Source organism: Roseibium sp. JB4-4, assembly GCF_055693425.1.
The window spans coordinates 526,353-544,828 of sequence record NZ_CM146333.1 but is presented as its reverse complement, the minus strand read 5'-3'; the positions used below and the strand labels follow the sequence as shown (position 1 = coordinate 544,828).

The 18,476-nt window shown below is 54.6% G+C and carries 15 protein-coding genes and 2 pseudogenes; 10 read left to right on the top strand and 7 right to left on the bottom strand.

What is annotated here, in order from left to right:
* Window positions 1-482: 482 nt before the first annotated feature.
* Complete coding sequence (locus tag ACZ1HV_RS02500; protein WP_298815190.1) at window positions 483-1,322, top strand: tetratricopeptide repeat protein; 840 nt, start codon at window positions 483-485, stop codon at window positions 1,320-1,322.
* Between the two features lie 7 nt (window positions 1,323-1,329).
* On the opposite strand, the gene ACZ1HV_RS02495 is transcribed toward ACZ1HV_RS02500, so the two are convergent.
* From ACZ1HV_RS02495 to ACZ1HV_RS02485, 3 genes are all read right to left on the bottom strand, one after another.
* Window positions 1,330-1,647: a hypothetical protein gene (locus ACZ1HV_RS02495; RefSeq protein WP_472717217.1), complete on the bottom strand. Its 318-nt coding sequence runs from the start codon at window positions 1,645-1,647 to the stop codon at window positions 1,330-1,332.
* Between the two features lie 186 nt (window positions 1,648-1,833).
* Window positions 1,834-2,616, bottom strand: coding sequence for an exodeoxyribonuclease III (gene xth / locus ACZ1HV_RS02490; protein WP_472717216.1), 783 nt, complete (start codon window positions 2,614-2,616; stop codon window positions 1,834-1,836).
* Between the two features lie 63 nt (window positions 2,617-2,679).
* Window positions 2,680-3,021: a HesB/IscA family protein gene (locus ACZ1HV_RS02485; RefSeq protein WP_298815199.1), complete on the bottom strand. Its 342-nt coding sequence runs from the start codon at window positions 3,019-3,021 to the stop codon at window positions 2,680-2,682.
* A 156-nt stretch (window positions 3,022-3,177) separates the two neighbouring features.
* Between ACZ1HV_RS02485 and ACZ1HV_RS02480 the strand changes: the two genes are divergently transcribed.
* From ACZ1HV_RS02480 to ACZ1HV_RS02470, 3 genes are all read left to right on the top strand, one after another.
* The gene (locus ACZ1HV_RS02480) at window positions 3,178-4,395 is read left to right on the top strand and encodes a deoxyguanosinetriphosphate triphosphohydrolase (protein WP_472718392.1); all 1,218 of its coding nucleotides are present in this window, start codon (window positions 3,178-3,180) and stop codon (window positions 4,393-4,395) included.
* Between the two features lie 97 nt (window positions 4,396-4,492).
* Window positions 4,493-6,262 (top strand): arginine--tRNA ligase, encoded by a 1,770-nt coding sequence (argS, locus tag ACZ1HV_RS02475; RefSeq protein WP_472717215.1) that lies wholly within the window; start codon window positions 4,493-4,495, stop codon window positions 6,260-6,262.
* 72 nt (window positions 6,263-6,334) lie between these two features.
* Window positions 6,335-8,968 carry an SPOR domain-containing protein gene (locus ACZ1HV_RS02470; protein WP_472717214.1) on the top strand — a complete coding sequence of 878 codons (2,634 nt, stop codon included), beginning with the start codon at window positions 6,335-6,337 and terminating at the stop codon, window positions 8,966-8,968.
* Window positions 8,969-9,023: 55 nt separating this feature from the next.
* Here the strand turns inward: ACZ1HV_RS02470 and ACZ1HV_RS02465 are convergent, their stop codons facing one another.
* A complete protein-coding gene (locus ACZ1HV_RS02465) occupies window positions 9,024-9,941 on the bottom strand; it encodes a LysR family transcriptional regulator (protein ID WP_472717213.1) in 918 nt (305 codons plus the stop codon).
* Window positions 9,942-10,074: 133 nt separating this feature from the next.
* Between ACZ1HV_RS02465 and ACZ1HV_RS02460 the strand changes: the two genes are divergently transcribed.
* A complete protein-coding gene (locus tag ACZ1HV_RS02460) occupies window positions 10,075-10,989 on the top strand; it encodes a DMT family transporter (protein ID WP_472718391.1) in 915 nt (304 codons plus the stop codon).
* A 142-nt stretch (window positions 10,990-11,131) separates the two neighbouring features.
* Here ACZ1HV_RS02460 and ACZ1HV_RS02455 read toward each other — a convergent pair.
* A pseudogene (locus ACZ1HV_RS02455) lies at window positions 11,132-11,590 on the bottom strand (alpha/beta fold hydrolase).
* Between the two features lie 162 nt (window positions 11,591-11,752).
* Window positions 11,753-12,160: a RidA family protein gene (locus ACZ1HV_RS02450; RefSeq protein WP_472717212.1), complete on the bottom strand. Its 408-nt coding sequence runs from the start codon at window positions 12,158-12,160 to the stop codon at window positions 11,753-11,755.
* Window positions 12,161-12,257: 97 nt separating this feature from the next.
* Here ACZ1HV_RS02450 and ACZ1HV_RS02445 point away from each other — a divergent pair, with 97 nt between their 5' ends.
* Window positions 12,258-13,175 carry a LysR family transcriptional regulator gene (locus ACZ1HV_RS02445; protein ID WP_472717211.1) on the top strand — a complete coding sequence of 306 codons (918 nt, stop codon included), beginning with the start codon at window positions 12,258-12,260 and terminating at the stop codon, window positions 13,173-13,175.
* A 466-nt stretch (window positions 13,176-13,641) separates the two neighbouring features.
* Here the strand turns inward: ACZ1HV_RS02445 and ACZ1HV_RS02440 are convergent, their stop codons facing one another.
* Complete coding sequence (locus ACZ1HV_RS02440) at window positions 13,642-14,655, bottom strand: alpha/beta hydrolase (protein ID WP_298815222.1); 1,014 nt, start codon at window positions 14,653-14,655, stop codon at window positions 13,642-13,644.
* Window positions 14,656-14,771: 116 nt separating this feature from the next.
* Between ACZ1HV_RS02440 and nagZ the strand changes: the two are divergent.
* From nagZ to ACZ1HV_RS02420, 4 genes and pseudogenes are all read left to right on the top strand, one after another.
* A pseudogene (gene nagZ, locus ACZ1HV_RS02435) lies at window positions 14,772-15,790 on the top strand (beta-N-acetylhexosaminidase).
* A gap of 11 nt (window positions 15,791-15,801) precedes the next feature.
* Window positions 15,802-16,641, top strand: coding sequence for a segregation and condensation protein A (locus ACZ1HV_RS02430; protein WP_298815226.1), 840 nt, complete (start codon window positions 15,802-15,804; stop codon window positions 16,639-16,641).
* Window positions 16,631-17,335, top strand: a complete 705-nt coding sequence (gene scpB / locus ACZ1HV_RS02425; RefSeq protein ID WP_472717210.1) for an SMC-Scp complex subunit ScpB — start codon at window positions 16,631-16,633, stop codon at window positions 17,333-17,335. The genes ACZ1HV_RS02430 and scpB overlap by 11 nt, the downstream gene beginning before the upstream one ends.
* On the top strand, window positions 17,335-18,468 hold the full coding sequence (locus ACZ1HV_RS02420) for an ABC transporter ATP-binding protein (RefSeq protein WP_298964130.1): 1,134 nt from the start codon (window positions 17,335-17,337) through the stop codon (window positions 18,466-18,468). The genes scpB and ACZ1HV_RS02420 overlap by 1 nt, the downstream gene beginning before the upstream one ends.
* Window positions 18,469-18,476 lie beyond the last annotated feature (8 nt).

Sequence of the window (18,476 nt, the reverse complement as noted above, 5' to 3'; positions counted from 1 at the left end):
TTTTCAACAGTTGCGCAAGGCGCCGCATGCGCTGGAAACACATCATCAACCAGACTGTGCGCATTATTGTTCAGCGTGTGGGACGGGGTGAGGGGTCAAATTGTGCCAATTTCGCAACACTTGAACATAGAGTGGCAACCGGGTTGCTCGAATGAAGACATTGCCCACGTTCGGCCATGTTTGCCATTCAACCGTTGCGTTACTATCAGCCAACAAGCCGGTTGTACTTCGTGACGGCTATGAGGCGGATTGCGACACAAATAATCTGCAAATGGTCTTAATTGGGCGGCAAACGGCCCAACTTAGGCCGAATTGATTGGCCATTTTTGGCCATATCAAACAACGGGGTCCGGCGAGCGCTTCTCGACAGGACACAGTGAAATCAAATGCGCATGGCGCGGATAAAAAACAAGACCGTCCGTCGGAAAAATAAATTCTGTCCGGCGGATAATAGTGTGAATGGGATGCAAAAGAAGAGTTCATTGATTCAACGCCTAGGAAAAACCGGAACTGTGCTCGGTGCGTTGATGATTGCGGTCATGGCAGGCGAGGCGCTGGCGTTTGATGGACAGCCGGCGGCCCCGAGAACTATTGGCCCGCAGGATCTTTCTCCCAGCGAAGCTTTGCGCGCTGGAGCGCGTCAATATTATTCCGGCGACAAGGCAGCCGCGCTCAGCTCTCTACAATATGCTGCGGAAAACGGTCAGCCTATGGCGGCTTGGAAACTTGGCGAGATGTACGCCAAGGGCGACGGCGTCAAGGAAGACGACCTGAAGGCTTTCGAGTATTACAGCCAGATCGTTCGTGAGCACGGTGAAGATAGACCTGACGCACCAGACGCGCCATTTGTTTCCAGCGCATTTGTCGCACTCGGCTCATACTACCTGACCGGAATAGACGGTGCGGTTCCGCAAAGTGAAAGCCGTGCGCGTCAGATCTTTACACACGCTGCATCCTATTTTGGTGACGCAGCCGCTCAATACCAGCTTGGTCGAATGTACCAGAACAACAACAGCCGCATGGCCGTTCGTTGGTACAATCTGGCGGCGCTCAAGGGACATGTCGGAGCTCAGGCGCGCCTTGGCGAAACACTTTACGAGATCGGCAACTCCGAAAAGAAAAAGGCCCGCGGGTTGATGTGGATGACGGTGGCACGTGCGCAGGCCTCAGGCGGCGATGCGAGCTGGATCAACGCCATGCACGAACAGTATTTTGCGGTTTCTCCGGAAACCGTGCGCCAGCAAGCGCGTTCTCTCGCCGACGGTTGGATTGAACAGAACCGTCCGGACATCCTGGCCTCGCAGCAGGTACCCTCTCAGTAATCCAGCGTTACGAGTGATGTCGGCCCGACAAGGGGGGGATCGCACCGGCTGCTTTTCCGTTTCCGGTGTTTTCGGAGTCATAAGCTTCGAAAGCGGGCAAGGGGCACTGCTGAAATTCCATGACGTATTGTTGAGAACCATCTGGCATGTGGCCATTCGCATGCCATCGGGGCTTTTCAAGCATATCGATCTCGCCGACGCCATAGTCTTCACCTTTGTACCGGCAGGTGCAGGAGATGGATTGTGAGTATGAGGGCGCTATGTTCATCAAAAGAAAGACAACGAAAACCGTTGTGACAGGCATCAAACGTGCGCGTCCGGCCATTCTGCTCATCGCCGGAATGAAAGGTCCGCAATTTTGAAATGCGGACGGATATGTTTGGTCCGTTACCCCATGACCTCAAAAGACTAGCACGGCTTTGGAACACTGCAAGTCCCGACGTCAACCGCATTGCTTTCGGCCCAGTTCAACTGGCCGAAACACGAAAGCTGTGTGGATTATGAAAGAGAATCAGGCTGCGAGATCCACCCAGACCGGAACATGGTCCGACGGTTTCTCCCAACCGCGAACGTGTTTGTCGATGCCACATCCGGTCATCCGATCGGTTGCCTGCGCTGACATAAGTATATGGTCAATGCGGATGCCATTGTTCTTCTGCCATGCACCAGCCTGATAGTCCCAGAAAGTGAAGGTCTCAGGAGCTTCTGTACAGGAACGGACTGCTTCCGTAAGGCCGAGGTTTAAAAGTGTTCTGAAGCGCCGTCGGCTTTCCGGCTGATAAAGCGCATCTTCAAGCCATCCCTCGGGGTTTTTCGCGTCAACGGGGTCTGGAATGACGTTGTAGTCGCCAAGCAGCAAGAACGGGGTTTCGTCTTTCAGCCGTTCTTTGGCGTGCGCAATAAGTCGGTCCATCCATTCTATTTTATATGGGAACTTTTCGGTGCCCAAAGGATTGCCGTTGGGAAGATAAAGGCAGCCGAAACGAATGGCGCCGCTTTCCGTTGATACGCTTGCCTCAATGTAACGTGCTTGTTCGTCAGCATCGTTTCCGGGAAGCCCCCGTTGAACGTCTTCCAGCGGCGATTTGGAAAGCAGGGCAACACCATTAAAACCCTTTTGCCCATGGGTCTCTACATTGTAACCGAGGTCCTCAAAGGGCTGGCGTGGAAAATTCTCATCAACCGATTTGATTTCCTGAAAGCAGGCAATATCGGGATTTGTTTCTTTCAGCCAATCCTGGACCGTATCAATGCGCGCCTTAACTCCATTGATATTCCAGGTCGCAATTTTCATGGCTGAGTTGCCTCCGTTTCGAAAGGGTCGGGGCAACAGCCCAGTTAGAGTGCCTTGCGGGTTCTAGATGGTGAAGCTGGTACCGCAGCCGCAGCCAGCCACCGCATTTGGGTTGTTGATTTGAAAGGACTGACCAATCAGATCGTCAACGAAATCAATCTCCGACCCACCCATATACTGCAGGGATATCGTATCGATCAAAACCGTCGCGCCCGGGTTCTCAATGACGAAATCGTCGTCTTCGCTTTCGCCGACAACGTCGTATTTGTACTGCAAACCGGAACAACCGCCGCCTTCCACACTGACCCGAAGCATACTGCCCGCAGGTTCATTTGATAAAATGGACGCAATTCGCTTGGCTGCGCGCTCGCTGACTGTTACTCGATTTTCAAGTGTCTCGGTCATGTGTAGCCGACTCGCTGAGTTCTTGGAGCATTCAAGAGCATTAAACCTGATGTATCGAGATAAGTATGTTTTGAAGTAGCCCACGTCAATGGAGTGGGTATCTCGCAGCTTCGGGAGATGGTACGGGACAACGCAGTGAGCGAAGGTTGGCAACTGATGAATGCGGATATCGGATTTGGAGCGCAATCGCGAGCGGTTTACGCGGAAAACCCGTTTCGCAGCCGCGGTCGTCTGTTTCCAGAAGCCGAGAGTCCGACCAGAACACCATTTCAACGGGACCGGGACAGGATAATTCATTCTTCGGCCTTCCGGCGCTTGAAGCACAAGACCCAAGTCTTTGTGTATCATGAAGGCGATCACTTCCGCACGAGGCTGACGCACACGATTGAAGTTTCGCAGATTGCGCGATCACTGGCCCGCGCACTGCGTCTGGATGAGGATCTGGCAGAGTGCCTGGCGCTGTCGCACGACCTCGGACACACCCCATTCGGGCATGAAGGTGAAGATGTCATGCATGAATGCATGGCACCATTTGATGGTTTCGACCACAACGCGCAGTCCTTGCGCGTCGTGACGCACCTGGAACAGAGATATGCTGACTTTGACGGATTAAATCTCGCCTGGGAAACTCTCGAGGGCCTCGTTAAACACAATGGTCCTTTGGTGGGCTCGGACGGAAAACCGATCGGGAAGTTTCAGGGCTCAGTATTGCCTTTCGCGATAAGGGACTATGCGGATAAACAGGACCTTCTGCTCGACACCTGGCCCGGCGGAGAGGCGCAGGCCGCGGCAATTGCGGACGACATTGCCTATGACGCACACGACCTGGATGACGGATTGAGGGCGGGTTTGTTTGCGATTGAAGATATGCGCGACGTTCCGTTTCTGGCAAATATTCTAGCCGAAGTTGACGCCAAGTACCCGGGTCTTGAAGAAAGCCGGCGCATTCATGAAATCGTTCGCAGATCAATAACAAGAATGGTGGAAGACGTCATACGGGAAGCGGTGCGCAATTTGTCGGAACTGGATCCTCAGAACGCGCAGGACATCCGCATGGCCGGTAAATGTCTGGTCGGGTTCTCAACCGGAATGACCCAAGCGGAAGGCGAAGTGAAGGATTTTCTGTTTGCACGTGTATATCGGCATGAGGATGTTCTTGCCGTTCGAAAGCTTGTGGCCCGCGTCGTTCGGGACCTGTTTGGCAAATTCCATTCGGACCCAGGGCTGATGCCCGAACCCTGGAACATCGGCATGAATGAATTGAGCGATGCAGAAATTGCGCGGCGAATTTGCGACTACATCGCAGGTATGACCGATCGATATGCAATTGAAGAACATCGCAGATTGTTTGACGATACTCCTGATTTGGGGTAGGCGCTGAGGCAGTCTAAGAGCCGGTGACGCCGGAGGTGAAATTCTCTGCAGCGCGACGGTGCTTGGAAACCAAAATTCGAAACCAGATCGGTGCTCTATGAACATCTTCGCTGACTTTACGCAGCGCGTTAAAAAAATAATTCAAACATTTGACCTTAAAGACGCAAATGGGAATGAGCCGAACCTTTCTCGAGTCGTCGTGGAGGCTCCGCGTGATCCTGCCCACGGTGATCTGGCGACAAACGCCGCAATGGTTCTGGCAAAGCCTCTTGGTTTGAAGCCCAGAGATCTTGCAGAGCAACTTGTTGAAAAGTTGAGCGCTGATCCGGACATCGTCGAAGCGACGATTGCGGGGCCAGGATTTATAAATTTGCGGGTGGCACCGGTCGTATGGCAGCGCGTGCTTGGCAGTGTGCTGGAATTCGGCAAGAAATATGGAAGTATCCATCCGGCCGAAAATCGAAAAGTAAACGTGGAATATGTGTCAGCCAATCCCACCGGCCCGATGCATGTCGGGCATATCCGCGGTGCGGTTCTCGGCGACGCCCTGGCCAATCTTCTGGCTTTCGCCGGGTGTGAAATCGTCAAAGAATACTACATCAATGACGCCGGATCTCAGATCGATACGCTCGCCCGCAGTGCCTATTTGCGGTATTGCGAGGCGCTCGGCGAGAACATTGGAGACATTCCGGCCGGATTGTATCCTGGCGACTACCTGAAACCGATCGGCGCTCAGCTAAAGGACGAATTCGGCGACAGGTTGAAAACGATGAATGAAAGCGAGTGGCTTCCGCTCGTGAAAGAGCGTGCAATGGCTGCAATGCTCGAACTTATCCGGTCCGATTTGGCTGCGTTAGGTGTTGAACACGAGATCTTCTTCTCCGAAAAGACCCTGCACGAGCGGGAAGGGACCAACGCTTCAAAAATTGACTTCATGCTCGACACCCTGCGTGAAAAGGGGCTTGTTTACGAAGGGACGTTGCCACCTCCCAAAGGACAGGTGCCGGACGATTGGGAGGATCGGGAACAGACCTTGTTCCGTGCCAGTGACTTTGGCGATGACACAGACCGAGCGTTGAAGAAGTCAGACGGTTCCTACACATATTTCGCGGCAGACGTTGCCTACTTCCAGGACAAATTCTTGCGGGGTTTTCAAGAGACGATCTACGTGTTGGGCGCTGATCATGGCGGCTATGCCAAGCGGCTTCAGGCCGTTGGAAAGGCTGTTTCTGACGGCAAAACGGACGTGGTGGTCAGGTTCTGCCAGCTTGTAAAGCTCATGCGCGATGGTGAGCCGGTCAAGATGTCAAAACGCTCCGGTGAGTTCATCACGCTCCGAGAAGTCGTCGATGAAGTTGGCCCGGACCCAATTCGGTTCATGATGCTATTCCGCAAGAATGATGCACCGCTTGATTTTGATTTCAAGAAAGTCACGGAACAATCGAAAGACAATCCGGTCTTTTATGTTCAGTACGGCCACGCTCGTTGTTGCTCGGTGCTAAGGCAGGCGACCGAAGAACTCAAGGGTCTCGATATTGGCGACGACGCTCTTTCAGCAGCCGACTATGCACTCCTTGATGATGTTGGTGAGCTGGAACTGATCGCGAAGATGGCAGAATGGCCAAAAGTGATAGAAGCGGCTGCCGAAACACATGAGCCACACAGAATCGCTTTTTACCTGCATGAGTTGGCGAGTTCACTGCATGGTCACTGGAATAGAGGCAAGGAAATGCCGCATTTACGCTTTATTGACACTGGTAACGCCAAATTAACCCTAGCACGTCTTGCATTGGTTCGTGCAATATCTTTGGTGCTTGCTTCAGGATTGTCGATTCTCGGCGTAAATGCCCCTGAAGAAATGCGCTAGATTCTTTCTTGGCCGCTTGACACACAGTGTTGGCATCGTAGCGGCACAACTGGACCGGTTTTCGTAAGGCTCATGTCAGAAGATTACGAACCAAAGCGAACAGACTTGCATGCGGCCGGGCAGAGTGCGGACGCAGAGCGTCCGGCTGCGGAGGATCCGCTGCTCGAGCTGGCTCGCATTGTCCAGAAAAACAAGCAATCGGGGGCAGATGTGAGTAGTGGTCGTGTTGGTAGTACCGACTATTTTGCAGGATTGAACGATTTCGCCGAGGATCCACAGGAAGAAGTGCCGACTTCTCAGTCCTCCGGTCGCATCGAGCCCTCATTTGTAGCTGTACAGCCCGTTGCGGACAATCAGAACCAGGGTGGAGACGCGTCGCCACTGGGAGATCAGCCAGGTGTTGCTTCGGTTTCGCAAGCTGCAGCGCCAGAGCCGGCCGTCTTTTCTAGTGCTGCTCAGTCGCCGACCGAAACCGTGCCTTCAACACATGTTTCTTCCTTGTGGCCCAAAGTTCCGGAAAGCGAACCGTCGGAAGAGGTGGCATCAGTCGTTCCGGCACAGGAAAGAATTGCCCCTGTTCTGCAGAGATCTGTCGAACCTCAAGCTTCAACGTTCGATCAGCCGTCAAACCAAGCGCTCGCAACGCAGGAACCAGAAACGCCCGCGTCTTTGACACCCACGGTGGCATTGGATCTGGAACAAAATCTAACAGCGGAACTTGAAGACGAATTGATCGGTGCGCTTCGGCAATCAGTAGATGATACGCCGGAGCCAAGTGTTCCGCCGGTAACCGTTGATCCAGCAATGACCGCGGCGATCGAGACACCAACCAAGGATTTCGCAGTTCCACGCGTTGATCCGATTTCGCAGACTGAGGCCGTCGTCAGACCGAAGGTTCGGGACCTCGATTTCGAACAGGCAATCGCAGTTGATCCGGAACCCGTTCGCGCGCCGGACGTTGAAGCTCAGCCGGCACCTTCGGTAAAAGGTTACAACAGGGACGATTTTTCGGTGAACCTGTCTGTAAACCCGGCACGGGAAGCAGAGCAGAAAGTTGCACAGCAAGAACCAGACTTCGGCACGCCTGCTGTCAGCGCGCAATTCGATGATGATAGGCGGCCAAGGATCGACGAAAGCGATCTTTTTGCAGCTCTTAACCCGGCTGAGGCAGAGCCGGCTCCTGTTGTCAGGCCCGCAGGTTCTGCCGCACTAAGCGATGCAGAAGGCATCGAAGCGCTGTTTGCCGACCTTGAATTTCCTGATCCCGCTGAACGTAAGGCGCAAATTTCTGCTGACGAAGCAGCAAAGGAAGTTCAGAGCGCTGCTAACGAGCGTGCCTCTACGGCAGACATTGACGAAATGAGCTGGCCGGCTGCTGCTGGTTCTGTCCCTCGTCTTGAAGATGATGAAACCCCGCCGCCACCTGAGGGATATGATCTCGACGCGGTTGCAAGGGCCATGCAGGAAAGTGACCCAAGCCTGAGCGGTGAGGGCGTGTTGCCGCCACATCCGGCAGCGGAAAAGCAAGCTGTACCACAGGCTCAAGAGCGGTCGCGCCGGGGACTGTTTGTGGCCGGTGGTATTCTCGGTGTTGCGGTTTTGGGAGCTGCCGGATTTTTCCTGATGGACGGAAGCTCGGTGCAGGTGCCAAGCGGACCGCCGCCGATTATCAGCGGCTTGCAGGAACCACTGAAGATTTACCCGGAGCAAAGTCAGGCACCAACTGACAATCAGTCGGCCAAGCTTATCTACGATAGAATTGATGGAACGGGGGAAACCGGTCCAGATCAATTGGTGAGGCCCGAGAGCCCGCAACCGGCTGAGTTGCCTCCCGCACCGGCTGGAGCCAATGGCAATGCCGATCTTCTGCCGGGAGCGCCAAAACGGGTTCGCACACTTGTTGTGCGTCCGGACGGCTCAATCATATCCGGAGGTGAAGCAGGGGCACCCCCGGTTGCCACGCCAGAACCGACTGTTGCCGCAGTTGAACAGCCCGTTGTTCCTGCGCCTGCAGCACCTACGCCTGCGCCAGCCGCGCCTTCGGTTGCTGCCAATAGCGAAACTCCAAGGGTCGTCTCAACAACTCCTGTCGTCCCTGGATCTGTTTCTGAAACACCTGTTGCAGCTGCTCCCGCTTCGTCACCGGCACAAGCCACTCAGGCAGAGACACCGGTTGCCGCCACGCCAGATGCCGCAGCGCCGACAACACCTGCGATTGTTGCCGGAACTGAAACGCCGGCTGCGGTTGAACCGGTCCAGCCTGTCCCGACCGTGTTGCCGCGCAAGAAACCGGCCGCACCCGTTCAAGTGGCACGTGCGCCAGCCGCGGCAACAACTCCGGCACCTGCCAGTCAAAACGATGGGCCGCTTAATCTGGGTCAGCAAAACGCAGCGGCACCGGCGCCTGCAACAACTGCTCCTGCAGCAGCCCCGGCAACCAATTCTGGAAGCATCCCTGCTGGAACCTATATAGTTCAGGTGACCTCTCAACGTTCTGAGCAGGCTGCCAGCAACGCCTATTCAGGCTTGCAGCGTCAGTTCCCGGGTATTCTTGGAAATCGCGATGCAGTAATTGTGTCTGCAAATGTTCAGGACCGAGGTGTTTTCTACCGTGCCCGTATCCCCACAGGCTCCCGTGAAGAAGCGATTTCACTCTGCGAAAGCCTCAAAGGCGCGGGCGGTGACTGTTTTGTACGCAGGCAGTAAGAATTTAGAGTTTGAGAGATTTTGATTGGTTTGAATGCCGGGCATGGACCGGCGTTCATTCCGCAGCAATAACGACGGTGTCCTCATCGGCACCTTCCAGCCGGCAGGCCATTGATTTATAGACAGCAGCAATTGCGTCAATCGCCTGGCGAACAGCAGGTTCGCGGCGCAAGTCCCGGTGCACGATTATGTGCTCAGGGTTCGTTAGCTCCGGAATGGGTTTTGTAAGCCGGACAAGGTCCTGATGGTCATCACCCATGAACACCGGCAACAATGATAATCCAGCGCCGGCAGCAGTCATATTCATGAGCGTTGTCATTGTGTTGGTGCGAAGTAAAGGCGGTTTGGCGAGGCGTTCCTCCAACCATCTGGCATGGGCTGGATACCAAAGATCGTCAGGCGTGAAACCCAGCCAGGAGCAGGATGAATAGGCAAGTGGGTCGAGGGCTGACGGATTGTTCGCGACAAAAGACTTGGATCCGTAAACCGCATAGGCAAGTTCGCCTACCTTTCGCGCGATCAGTGTATCGGTTTCAGGAAGGCAATTGCGGATTTGAAGTTCAATGCTTCGGCTCTGATGGTTGACGGACTGGTGGCTGGAAATCAATTCAAGTTCTACACCGTCGAGCATTGCAGTGAGGTCACCAAATTGATCTGTGAGCACACGAGCGCGAACTTCATCAACGGCCACTCTTACAACTTTGAGCGTTGAGCCTGACAAATCAGGCAAAATGCGGCATGCGGCCTCGGCCTTCTTTCTCATATCCTCGGCAAGCGGTATCAGGCGCAATCCGGCTTCTGTGGGTTTCAATCCCGCCGGCGTTCTGTCGAACAGGCGGGCGCCCACTCTGTCCTCAAAGCTCTTGAGCCTCCGGCTCAATTGAGGTTGGCTGATATCAAGCGCTTTGGCAGCGCCGGACAGAGAACGCATGCGCGCTGCGGCATCAACTAGTTTCAGGTCATCCCAATTCATTTTGGAAGTATACAGTTTCGCACAGGAGGCAGCAATGCGATGCAAATATGAATACCCGCCATGGCAATTTAGGGCCTGACAATCTGCTGATGGGCCTCTTATGTCTGGTTGGTGAAGTTTGGGATTGAAAACGGTGTATACAGCTTACCGAAGAGAACAGCATACGGGACTGGCGTTTGTCCTGGCTATTGCCGGGATGTCTGCATTTACTCCGATTTTTGCTGCCGGCAAGATTGCAGATGGTCTGCTTCCGGTGATTGTTCTTGTCTGGCTACGATACCTCGGCGGAGCCATGACTATCCTCGGGGTATCCGTTGTAAAGCGCGTGTCTCTCACCGGTGGGTTAAGCCCATTGTGGAAATTGCATGTCCTGCGTGCGTGTTGCGGCATCGGTGGCCTTGGATGCTCGATTTATGCCGCCAGTGTCCTGCCACTGGCTGATGCGACGGCGATCGGTCTTACAAAGGGTATCATCGCGATCGGGCTGGCCGGTTTGATCCTGAAGGAGATTATCACCGGAAAGCACTGGATCGCAGGCGCATTTTGTGCCTTCGGAGCCTTGCTTGTGGTGCGTTCCACGGAAACGGTTGGCACTTACGATGGTCTGGCAGTTGCAGGCGTCGGCGCTGCCTTGTTGGGAGCGGTTTTCATGGCGCTGGAAACACTCATTATCCGCTATATTTCCCAACGTGAGAACACGGTAACAATCCTGGCCTACGTAAATGTGCTCGCGGCGTGCGTTCTGACAGGGCCGGTTGTCTGGCTGATCGTGAATGAAGGGATTTCTCTGGAATCACTCATGCTTTTTGTTTGGATGGGCCCGCTTGCAATCATAGGCCAGTCTCTCAACGTCTCAGCATACAGACGTGCAGGGGCAGCAACGTTGGCGCCAATCTATTACGGAACGGTTCTGTTGTCCGCGCTGTTCGGTTTCGCGGTCTGGGGAGAGATCCCGACACCCATCGCAGCGCTTGGTGCTTTGTTGATTATCATAGGTGGTGCGGTTTTGACGCTGCCGCAGTCATTTTCAATCAGACGTCGTCCCTAGGAACTGGACCTCTAAACAGGCATCAAACACGGCAGCAGCTTCTAACACCTGCGAGCGTTCGACAAATCGGGTCTTCGCTACAAGGGACCTACGGCCGCTTCTTGCAAAGCTGCGGGGGCATTTCACCCGCAGCAATGCGTGATCAGGCTTCGATGATCGCCAGAAGATCTACATTCAGGAGATCAGGATGGGAAGCGAAGAACCCGTGGGACAAGTCTTCATATGTCTTCAGCGTGCATTACCAGAACCGGCAGGTCGATTGCCTCGAGGTCTTCCGTCTGATCATTCTCAGAAAAGACCTTTATGCACTGATAGTGAGCCGATGCACTGCCCATCATACCCTGACGCTACCTGTTTTGAAACTGGCCCTCGTTCACCTCCGCACCTTCTCGATTGAAACCGAAGAAAGGGTCCGTCGGCACATCAAGATAGAACTGAGCACGGTTTGCTAAAGCCCTTGGCGGCGAAGAACAGCATCTGGTTGTCGCAATCGTCGCTGGACAGCGGCCAACCGTGACGAAACACAATGGGCTGCGCGTTTTTTTAGACCCCAGTCCTTGAAGAAGGTCTCGGTTCCGTCTGTGGTTGCGAAGGTAGACAATTCTCTTCGTCCTTTAAATTCGCTTTGCGGTTGAGCGGAAGCAACGCGCGTCAGTAGGGCAACAGATGAAGCGGCGGCAGCCGCTAGCAGCAATTCGCGCCGGTTTGGCCCTGCTTGGGAAGAGATGGCAGGTTTCATACGTATGACTTTTGTTGGGGGCGGTCAGGAGGCGACCTGCACCACCATTTCTACCTCGATCTGTAGGTCCGGCCCTGCCAGAGCCGCTACGCCGATACCGGTGAGGCTTGGCTGTGCGCCATTGAGGAAGCGCGTGAGTTCGGTCATGGCGATCTCTTGCGTCTCAGCCTGCAGGTCGGTCATATAGACGCGCATCTGAACGATGTCGTCAGTCGTCGCCTGAAGCGCATCAAGGGCGCCTTGCAGGTTCCCGGTGACGATAGCAGCCTGCTCGGCAAGCGATGCCGGAGCAGGTGTTCCGTTGGCGCACCACGCCACCTGGCCCGACACAAAGGCCAATGGGCCAGGGTGGACAATCGATATTTGTGAATAGCCGACCTTGCCGGCATCCGGCAGAGCTGAGGGGTTCATACGATCAATTGAAGCGGACATGTCTGTTTCCATTGCTGAGTGTCACGGCTACAGACTTAGAGGCTCGTAATAACGATTTGTGTTCGCTTCAGTCCCGATCCATTTGCTACAATTGGGTATGATTGGTTCGAAGGTGAACGACATCCTCCTGTTTCTCTCGGTTGTTGAGACCGGGAGCTTTGTTGCTGCGGGTAAGATATTCGGTCTTTCCCGTTCTACGGCTGGCAAAGCCATCGCACGATTGGAGGAAGGCTATGGCGCTCGGCTTTTGAACCGAAGTACGCGCGCACTGGACCTGACAGAGGAGGGAAAGCGCCTCTACGAGCACGGGTTGGCCATCCGTGAAGCGATTGAAGCCGCTGACAACAGCATCGCAAATGACAGCGGTGTCCCCCGCGGCGTCCTCCGCATCACGGCGCCAGATGCCTTGGGGCGCAGATTGTTGCTACCCACCGTGCGCCGGTATCTGAATGCATGGCCCGAGACCCAGATCGAGATGTCGCTGTCGGACCGCATCGACAACATCATCGAGAAGGGCTTCGATCTTGCCATCCGTATCGGCGTGAGTGCGCCGGATCAGGGTTTCATCGCACGAACACTCTTGCGGGACGAAGCGATCTTGTGTGCAGCCCCAGCCTATTTTGACGGGCGTGAAAGACCTCTGAATATAGAACAGCTCACGCGCCACGACCTAATTCAGTTCGCAAGCCGCAGTGAACGACAAGGATGGCATTTGCAAGAGGAAGATGGCAGCTGGGTTCGTGCCCAAGGTGAGGTTCGTCTGCGCTTTGACAGCGCTGAAGCGTTGCGGGCAACGGCATTGGATGGCCTCGGTATAGTCTTGCTACCGGGGCTACTGGTCAGTGCTGATATTGCGGAGGGACGGCTCGAGAGGGTGTTGCCGCGGCTCACTCATGGGCAAGTTCCGATCCTCGCGCTTTACCCCCATAAGCGTTTGCTGGAACCGCGCGTTCGCCGCTTCATTGATATGTTGAGCGAAGATCTTACGGCGCTACGTTCTGGCAAAGCAAAATAAAGCAGGCGTTGGGGACCTTCGATGCAATACATTGTTGAGGAATTCTCGGCTCGTAACAAACCTTTGACGGAATTTGTCGAATGAAAGGTTTGTCCCAGGATGCAGGTATCATCCGTTTGTTTCCCTTGAAGGCACCAACGTGGCTCAAGGGCAGCGGAAAGTTCGTCTACGCCGCATCTGTTATGGTTTGACCCGAGCGTCTCGAACACATCAAGCAACTGTTTCTGAAGCCGCGCCAGATGCTCTTCAACCGAAGCCCAGATGGGCATCATCGCGAATGACGTCAAAATTCATCTTTCCCGCCACAAGATTGAGAACAGGTATGGTCGACTGAAAAACTGGTGCTGTGTCACTGGCCGCCACAACACGCGCCCTGTTGTGTTCTTGTCTAATATCGTCCTCGCAACAACAGTGTTGTTCTGATTATGAGTCCGCAGCCTCGTTGATTGACGCAAATCCTATGACGTCAATCCAGCAGACTGTTCACAAGAAACGGCAAGCTTTCATCCATTCGGTAGTCGATGGACGAGTGTGTATCGTTGAACTCCTGATACACATGGTCAATTCCGGCGGCTTCGAGCTTCCTGTGAAAGCGGCGTGCACCGTAGACAAGATTGTACTGATCAATATCTCCACACTCGATCCAAAGACCCTTCATGGACCTTAGAGCGTCGGCATGATCCTCAACGATTTGGACAGGATCCCATTTCAGCCAAGCGGCCCATCGTTCCTCGATGATTTCACACGTATCCGGGTCTACCGGAAGCCTGATACCGCAAAAGACCTCCGGATCCGGGTCGGGGTCATAGGTGGCAGCCATCGCAAATGTCATCAAGTCATGAAGAGCGTTTCCCGGAAATTTCGGTCCTTTTTCGAAGTTTTTTACGAAGGCTTCAATCGAACCGGCCTTTGCTATCGCGCGAAGCGCGCTCGGCATTTCCGGAAGGTAACAAAGCTCGAAAGCCATATCGCCGGAATGACAGGCCGCAGCGGACCAGACATCCGGATACTTCATTGCGTGAATGATAGCGCCGTAACCGCCGGACGACTTTCCGAAAAGGCCTCTTTTGCCTTTGCCGCCGCAGTGAAAGCGGTTTTCGACTTCTTCCAGCATCTCTGTCGTGAGCCAGGTGCCCCAAGGGCCCATGGCTGAGCTGTCAATATACTGGTTGCCTCCAAGGCGGGTGAAACAGTCGGGAAAGGCGACGACAACCGGCTTGAGAGCACCGTCGAAAATGAGTCTGTCCAGGCGCTCAGGAACGTTTTCTCCGAAGTTTTTCCAGTTGACATGTGCTGGACCGCCCGCTGTGAAGCCAACGATATCCACCAAAAGCGGAAGGTCGCTTCCGTCATGTCCATGCGGCGTATAGACAATGATGTCTCGCGTTGCGGTGTCGCCAAGCCGGTTGCTGCCAAGAATTTCAGATCTATGGGAAATCCGGTGCAGCTGGCCGGCTGGAATATCAAGTCGCGCGCGCATGCGTGGCTCCAATCTTGGCGGTGTGGGTCGGCACAGTTTGCAAGTTCGTCGATCTGGTGCAAGAGCCACGAACAGCCTTTCTTGACGGACTTGAGGTGGACCGCTAATCCGGTTCCATGACCAAAGCCTTTGTTTCCGGCTGTTCTGGGCCGACGCTCACACCAGAAGAAATGTCTTTCTTCAGAAAAGAAAACCCCTGGGGATTGATATTATTCGCCCGAAACATCGAAACACCGGATCAGGTGCGCGCCTTGACGTCTGCCTTTCGAGAGGCGACGGGCAGAAAAGCGGCACCGGTCCTTATCGATCAGGAGGGGGGCGTGTACAGCGCATGAGGCCCCCGCATTGGCCGAAATACCCAGCCCCCAAACTATTCGGAGACTTGTTTCAGACCAACGAAAAGGCCGCAACCAGAGCAGCCTGGCTTGGGGCAAGACTGATTGCCTACGACCTGGAAGCTGTCGGCATTACCATTGGCTGTTTGCCATGCCTCGATATTCGTTTTCCGGAAACCGTTGATGCAATCGGTGACAGGGCAATTTCAGGCGACCCCGAAGTTGTTGCTAAACTTGGAAACGAGATGGTCAAGGGAGCAGTTGCGGGAGGCATTCTCCCTGTCATAAAGCATATACCTGGACACGGCAGGGCTCAGGTTGACAGTCACTTTGAGCTTCCGAGGGTAACAGCAAGCAAATCTTCGTTGGAAAGCGTGGATTTTCGCCCGTTTGGGGCACTTTCCCACGTGTCATTGGGAATGACAGCTCATATTGTATACGAAGGCATTGATGCTGAGAGGGCGGGAACCCAAAGTGCGGCGGTTGTTCAGGATGTCATCCGCAAGGAGCTTGGATTCAATGGGTGCTTGATGAGCGACGACCTATCGATGAAAGCGCTTGGCGGTGATTATGAATCTCGGTCACGGAAGGTCATTGAGGCAGGTTGCGACATTGTTCTTCATTGCAACGGAGACATGGAAGAGATGCTTGCTGTTGCCAAGGCGGTTCCCGAACTGGCAGGCGAAGCCAGAAACCGGTGCGAGACAGCACTGAATGGCTTGAAAGCGCCGGAACCCGGGTTTGACCGGGACAAAGCCTTGAATGAGTTTGTGGAACTGACCGGCTGGCAGGCCGTTTGACCGGAGCGGAAATGGCGGAATTGGAAACTACGGAAAAGATCGCCGAAGATGGCTCATATGATCTTCTGAGTTCGGTCCATTCCGCCGAAGAGCGAGCCACGTCGGATCCGCAGCTGGTGGTGGATGTAGAAGGTTTCGAGGGACCTCTCGATTTGCTATTGGGTCTGGCCCGAACTCAAAAAGTGGATCTGGCACGGATTTCGATCCTTGAACTTGTCGAGCAATATCTGGAATTCGTGGCTGAAGCACGCCGGATGCGTCTTGAACTGGCTGCCGACTACCTTGTCATGGCCGCCTGGTTGGCGTTCCTGAAGTCCAAACTGTTGCTCCCCGAACAGCGCGATGAAGACGAACCCACTGGCGAAGAGCTTGCCGCTGCACTTGCCTTCAGGCTCCGCCGGCTTGAAGCCATGCGAGACGTCTCGGAAAAGCTGATGATCCGCGACCGCCAAGGGCGGGAAGTGTTTCATCGGGGCGCACCGGAGACAATGTCTGTTCAGCAAAACAGCATCTGGGAAGCATCTGTTTATGATCTCCTGTCTGCCTATGCGACGCAGCGGCAACGACAGTCCGTCACGTCGGTCAGGGTCCTGCGGCGCTCGGTCTGGTCATTGCAAGAAGCCAGGGAGTTGCTGACCAAGCTTGTCGGCAGGATAAGTGAATGGGCGCCGCTGAACAGTTACCTGCGTGAGTATCTATACGACAACAAGGACTGGGCAACGATTGTCGCCAGCACATTCTCCGCCAGTCTTGAGATGGTGCGCGAAGGAAAAGTTGAGATCCGTCAGGGTGAACCATTTTCACCTGTCTATATCCGCTCGGTTGCCAAGGAACCCGAGCATGACATTTGAGCCGGACAGACTGGATCTTGAACCCCCGGTGCAAAAGGGGAAGAGTGCCTCAACTGACCTTGCTGGCCTGCGCATGGTTGAAGCACTTCTATTTGCCTCGTCGGAACCACTATCGCTGGAAGAGTTGACGCTCCGGTTGCCGGAAGGAGCCGATGTTTTGTCCCTTCTGGAGGACCTTCAGCAGACCTATGCTTCTCGTGGCGTCAATCTGGTACGTGTGGCAGGAAAGTGGTGTTTCAGAACTGCAGAAGATCTGGCCTATCTGATGCACCGAAATGTCGAGGAACAACGCAAGCTCTCGCGCGCTGCCTTGGAAACACTCGCGATTATTGCCTATCACCAACCGGTCACTCGGGCAGAAATTGAAGAAATCCGGGGTGTGTCCACCTCAAAAGGAACTCTCGATGTACTTCTTGAAACCACCTGGATCCGCATGCGCGGGAGGCGGCGCACACCGGGCAGGCCTGTGACATATGGAACCACAGAGCAGTTCTTGATTCATTTCGGCCTAGAGAATGTCAAGGATCTGCCTGGACTTGAAGAACTTAAAGGGGCCGGTCTTCTTGACAGCGCGGTTCCCGCGTCGTTCATGGTGCCGACACCCAATGATGATGCGGCATTGATGGAGGACGAAGATCCTCTTGAAGACGGTTCGCTCTTTGACGGAGATACGGACGAAACCGCCGAAACCTGATGTCTCGACAAGATCCAACTCTATTTGAAAATGGCCGTCCGCGAAATTGGGGAGCGCCGGGAACGGCTGGCGCAACGATTGCGGCTGGTCTCGTGTTTGAAAATGTGTCTCACGACTATGACGGTGTCGTCTCGGTGAGAGACATGAACCTGTCGATAGCTCCCGGGGAAATTCTGTGTCTTCTCGGCCACTCAGGCTGCGGCAAAACCACTTTGATGCGCATTGCTGCCGGCGTAGAACGTCAAAGCCATGGCAAGGTGCTTATCAACGGGCATGAGATTGCCGGCGACACAACGTTCCTTCCGCCGGAAAAGCGCGGTGTCGGTTTGATGTTCCAGGATTACGCGCTTTTTCCGCATATGAGCATTCTCGCCAATGTCATGTTCGGATTGACGCAATTGCCGAAATCCGAGGGCAAGACCGCCGCCTTGAGCGCATTGGGCCGCGTCGGCCTCGCTGATTATGCCGAAGACTATCCGCACGCCCTGTCGGGTGGTGAACAACAGCGGGTTGCTCTTGCAAGAGCACTTGTTCCGCGCCCGGGCATCTTGCTTATGGACGAGCCCTTTTCCGGGCTCGACAAGCGGCTGAGGGACAGTGTCCGTGATGAAACCTTGGCGGTGATCCGGGAAACGCGGGCAACATGCATCATTGTTACCCATGACCCGGAGGAAGCGATGCGCATGGGAGACAAGATTGCGTTGATGCGGCAAGGAAGGTTGATACAGCACGGCACGGCAGCTGATCTTTACAAGAGCCCCGCCGATCTTTTTGCGGCGCGGTTTTTTTCGGAATTGAACCAGCTTCAGGGGCTCGTCACATCATCCGGTGTGGAAACACCGCTTGGAATTCTGCCTTCAGAGGAATTGGAAACAGGACAGAAAGTCGATGTTTGTGTCAGGCCGCAGGGTGTCATCTTGAGCACTGCCGGACTATGCGGAGTACCTGGACGCATCCGTTCAAAACGATTCGTCGGAGAAGTGGATTTGCTGTCCGTTGTCGTTGAAGGCATCGACCAGCCGCTTCAGGCGCGCGTGCGTGCGGGCAGCAAGTGGGAGACGGGCATGGACGTGGCAGTAACCACTGATCCGAAAGACGTGCTTGTTTTTCCACGGCCTGCGCCCCAAGTCTAGGGAATGAG

Coding starts and splice junctions, on each gene's coding strand:
- argS (WP_472717215.1), top strand. CDS start 4,493: ATGAACATCTTCGCTGACTTTACGCAGCGCGTTAAAAAAATAATTCAA.
- ACZ1HV_RS02450 (WP_472717212.1), bottom strand. CDS start 12,160: ATGTCCGCTTCAATTGATCGTATGAACCCCTCAGCTCTGCCGGATGCC.
- ACZ1HV_RS02485 (WP_298815199.1), bottom strand. CDS start 3,021: ATGACCGAGACACTTGAAAATCGAGTAACAGTCAGCGAGCGCGCAGCC.
- ACZ1HV_RS02445 (WP_472717211.1), top strand. CDS start 12,258: ATGATTGGTTCGAAGGTGAACGACATCCTCCTGTTTCTCTCGGTTGTT.
- scpB (WP_472717210.1), top strand. CDS start 16,631: ATGACATTTGAGCCGGACAGACTGGATCTTGAACCCCCGGTGCAAAAG.
- ACZ1HV_RS02430 (WP_298815226.1), top strand. CDS start 15,802: ATGGCGGAATTGGAAACTACGGAAAAGATCGCCGAAGATGGCTCATAT.
- ACZ1HV_RS02495 (WP_472717217.1), bottom strand. CDS start 1,647: ATGGCCGGACGCGCACGTTTGATGCCTGTCACAACGGTTTTCGTTGTC.
- ACZ1HV_RS02440 (WP_298815222.1), bottom strand. CDS start 14,655: ATGCGCGCGCGACTTGATATTCCAGCCGGCCAGCTGCACCGGATTTCC.
- ACZ1HV_RS02470 (WP_472717214.1), top strand. CDS start 6,335: ATGTCAGAAGATTACGAACCAAAGCGAACAGACTTGCATGCGGCCGGG.
- ACZ1HV_RS02480 (WP_472718392.1), top strand. CDS start 3,178: ATGAATGCGGATATCGGATTTGGAGCGCAATCGCGAGCGGTTTACGCG.
- ACZ1HV_RS02420 (WP_298964130.1), top strand. CDS start 17,335: ATGTCTCGACAAGATCCAACTCTATTTGAAAATGGCCGTCCGCGAAAT.
- xth (WP_472717216.1), bottom strand. CDS start 2,616: ATGAAAATTGCGACCTGGAATATCAATGGAGTTAAGGCGCGCATTGAT.
- ACZ1HV_RS02465 (WP_472717213.1), bottom strand. CDS start 9,941: ATGAATTGGGATGACCTGAAACTAGTTGATGCCGCAGCGCGCATGCGT.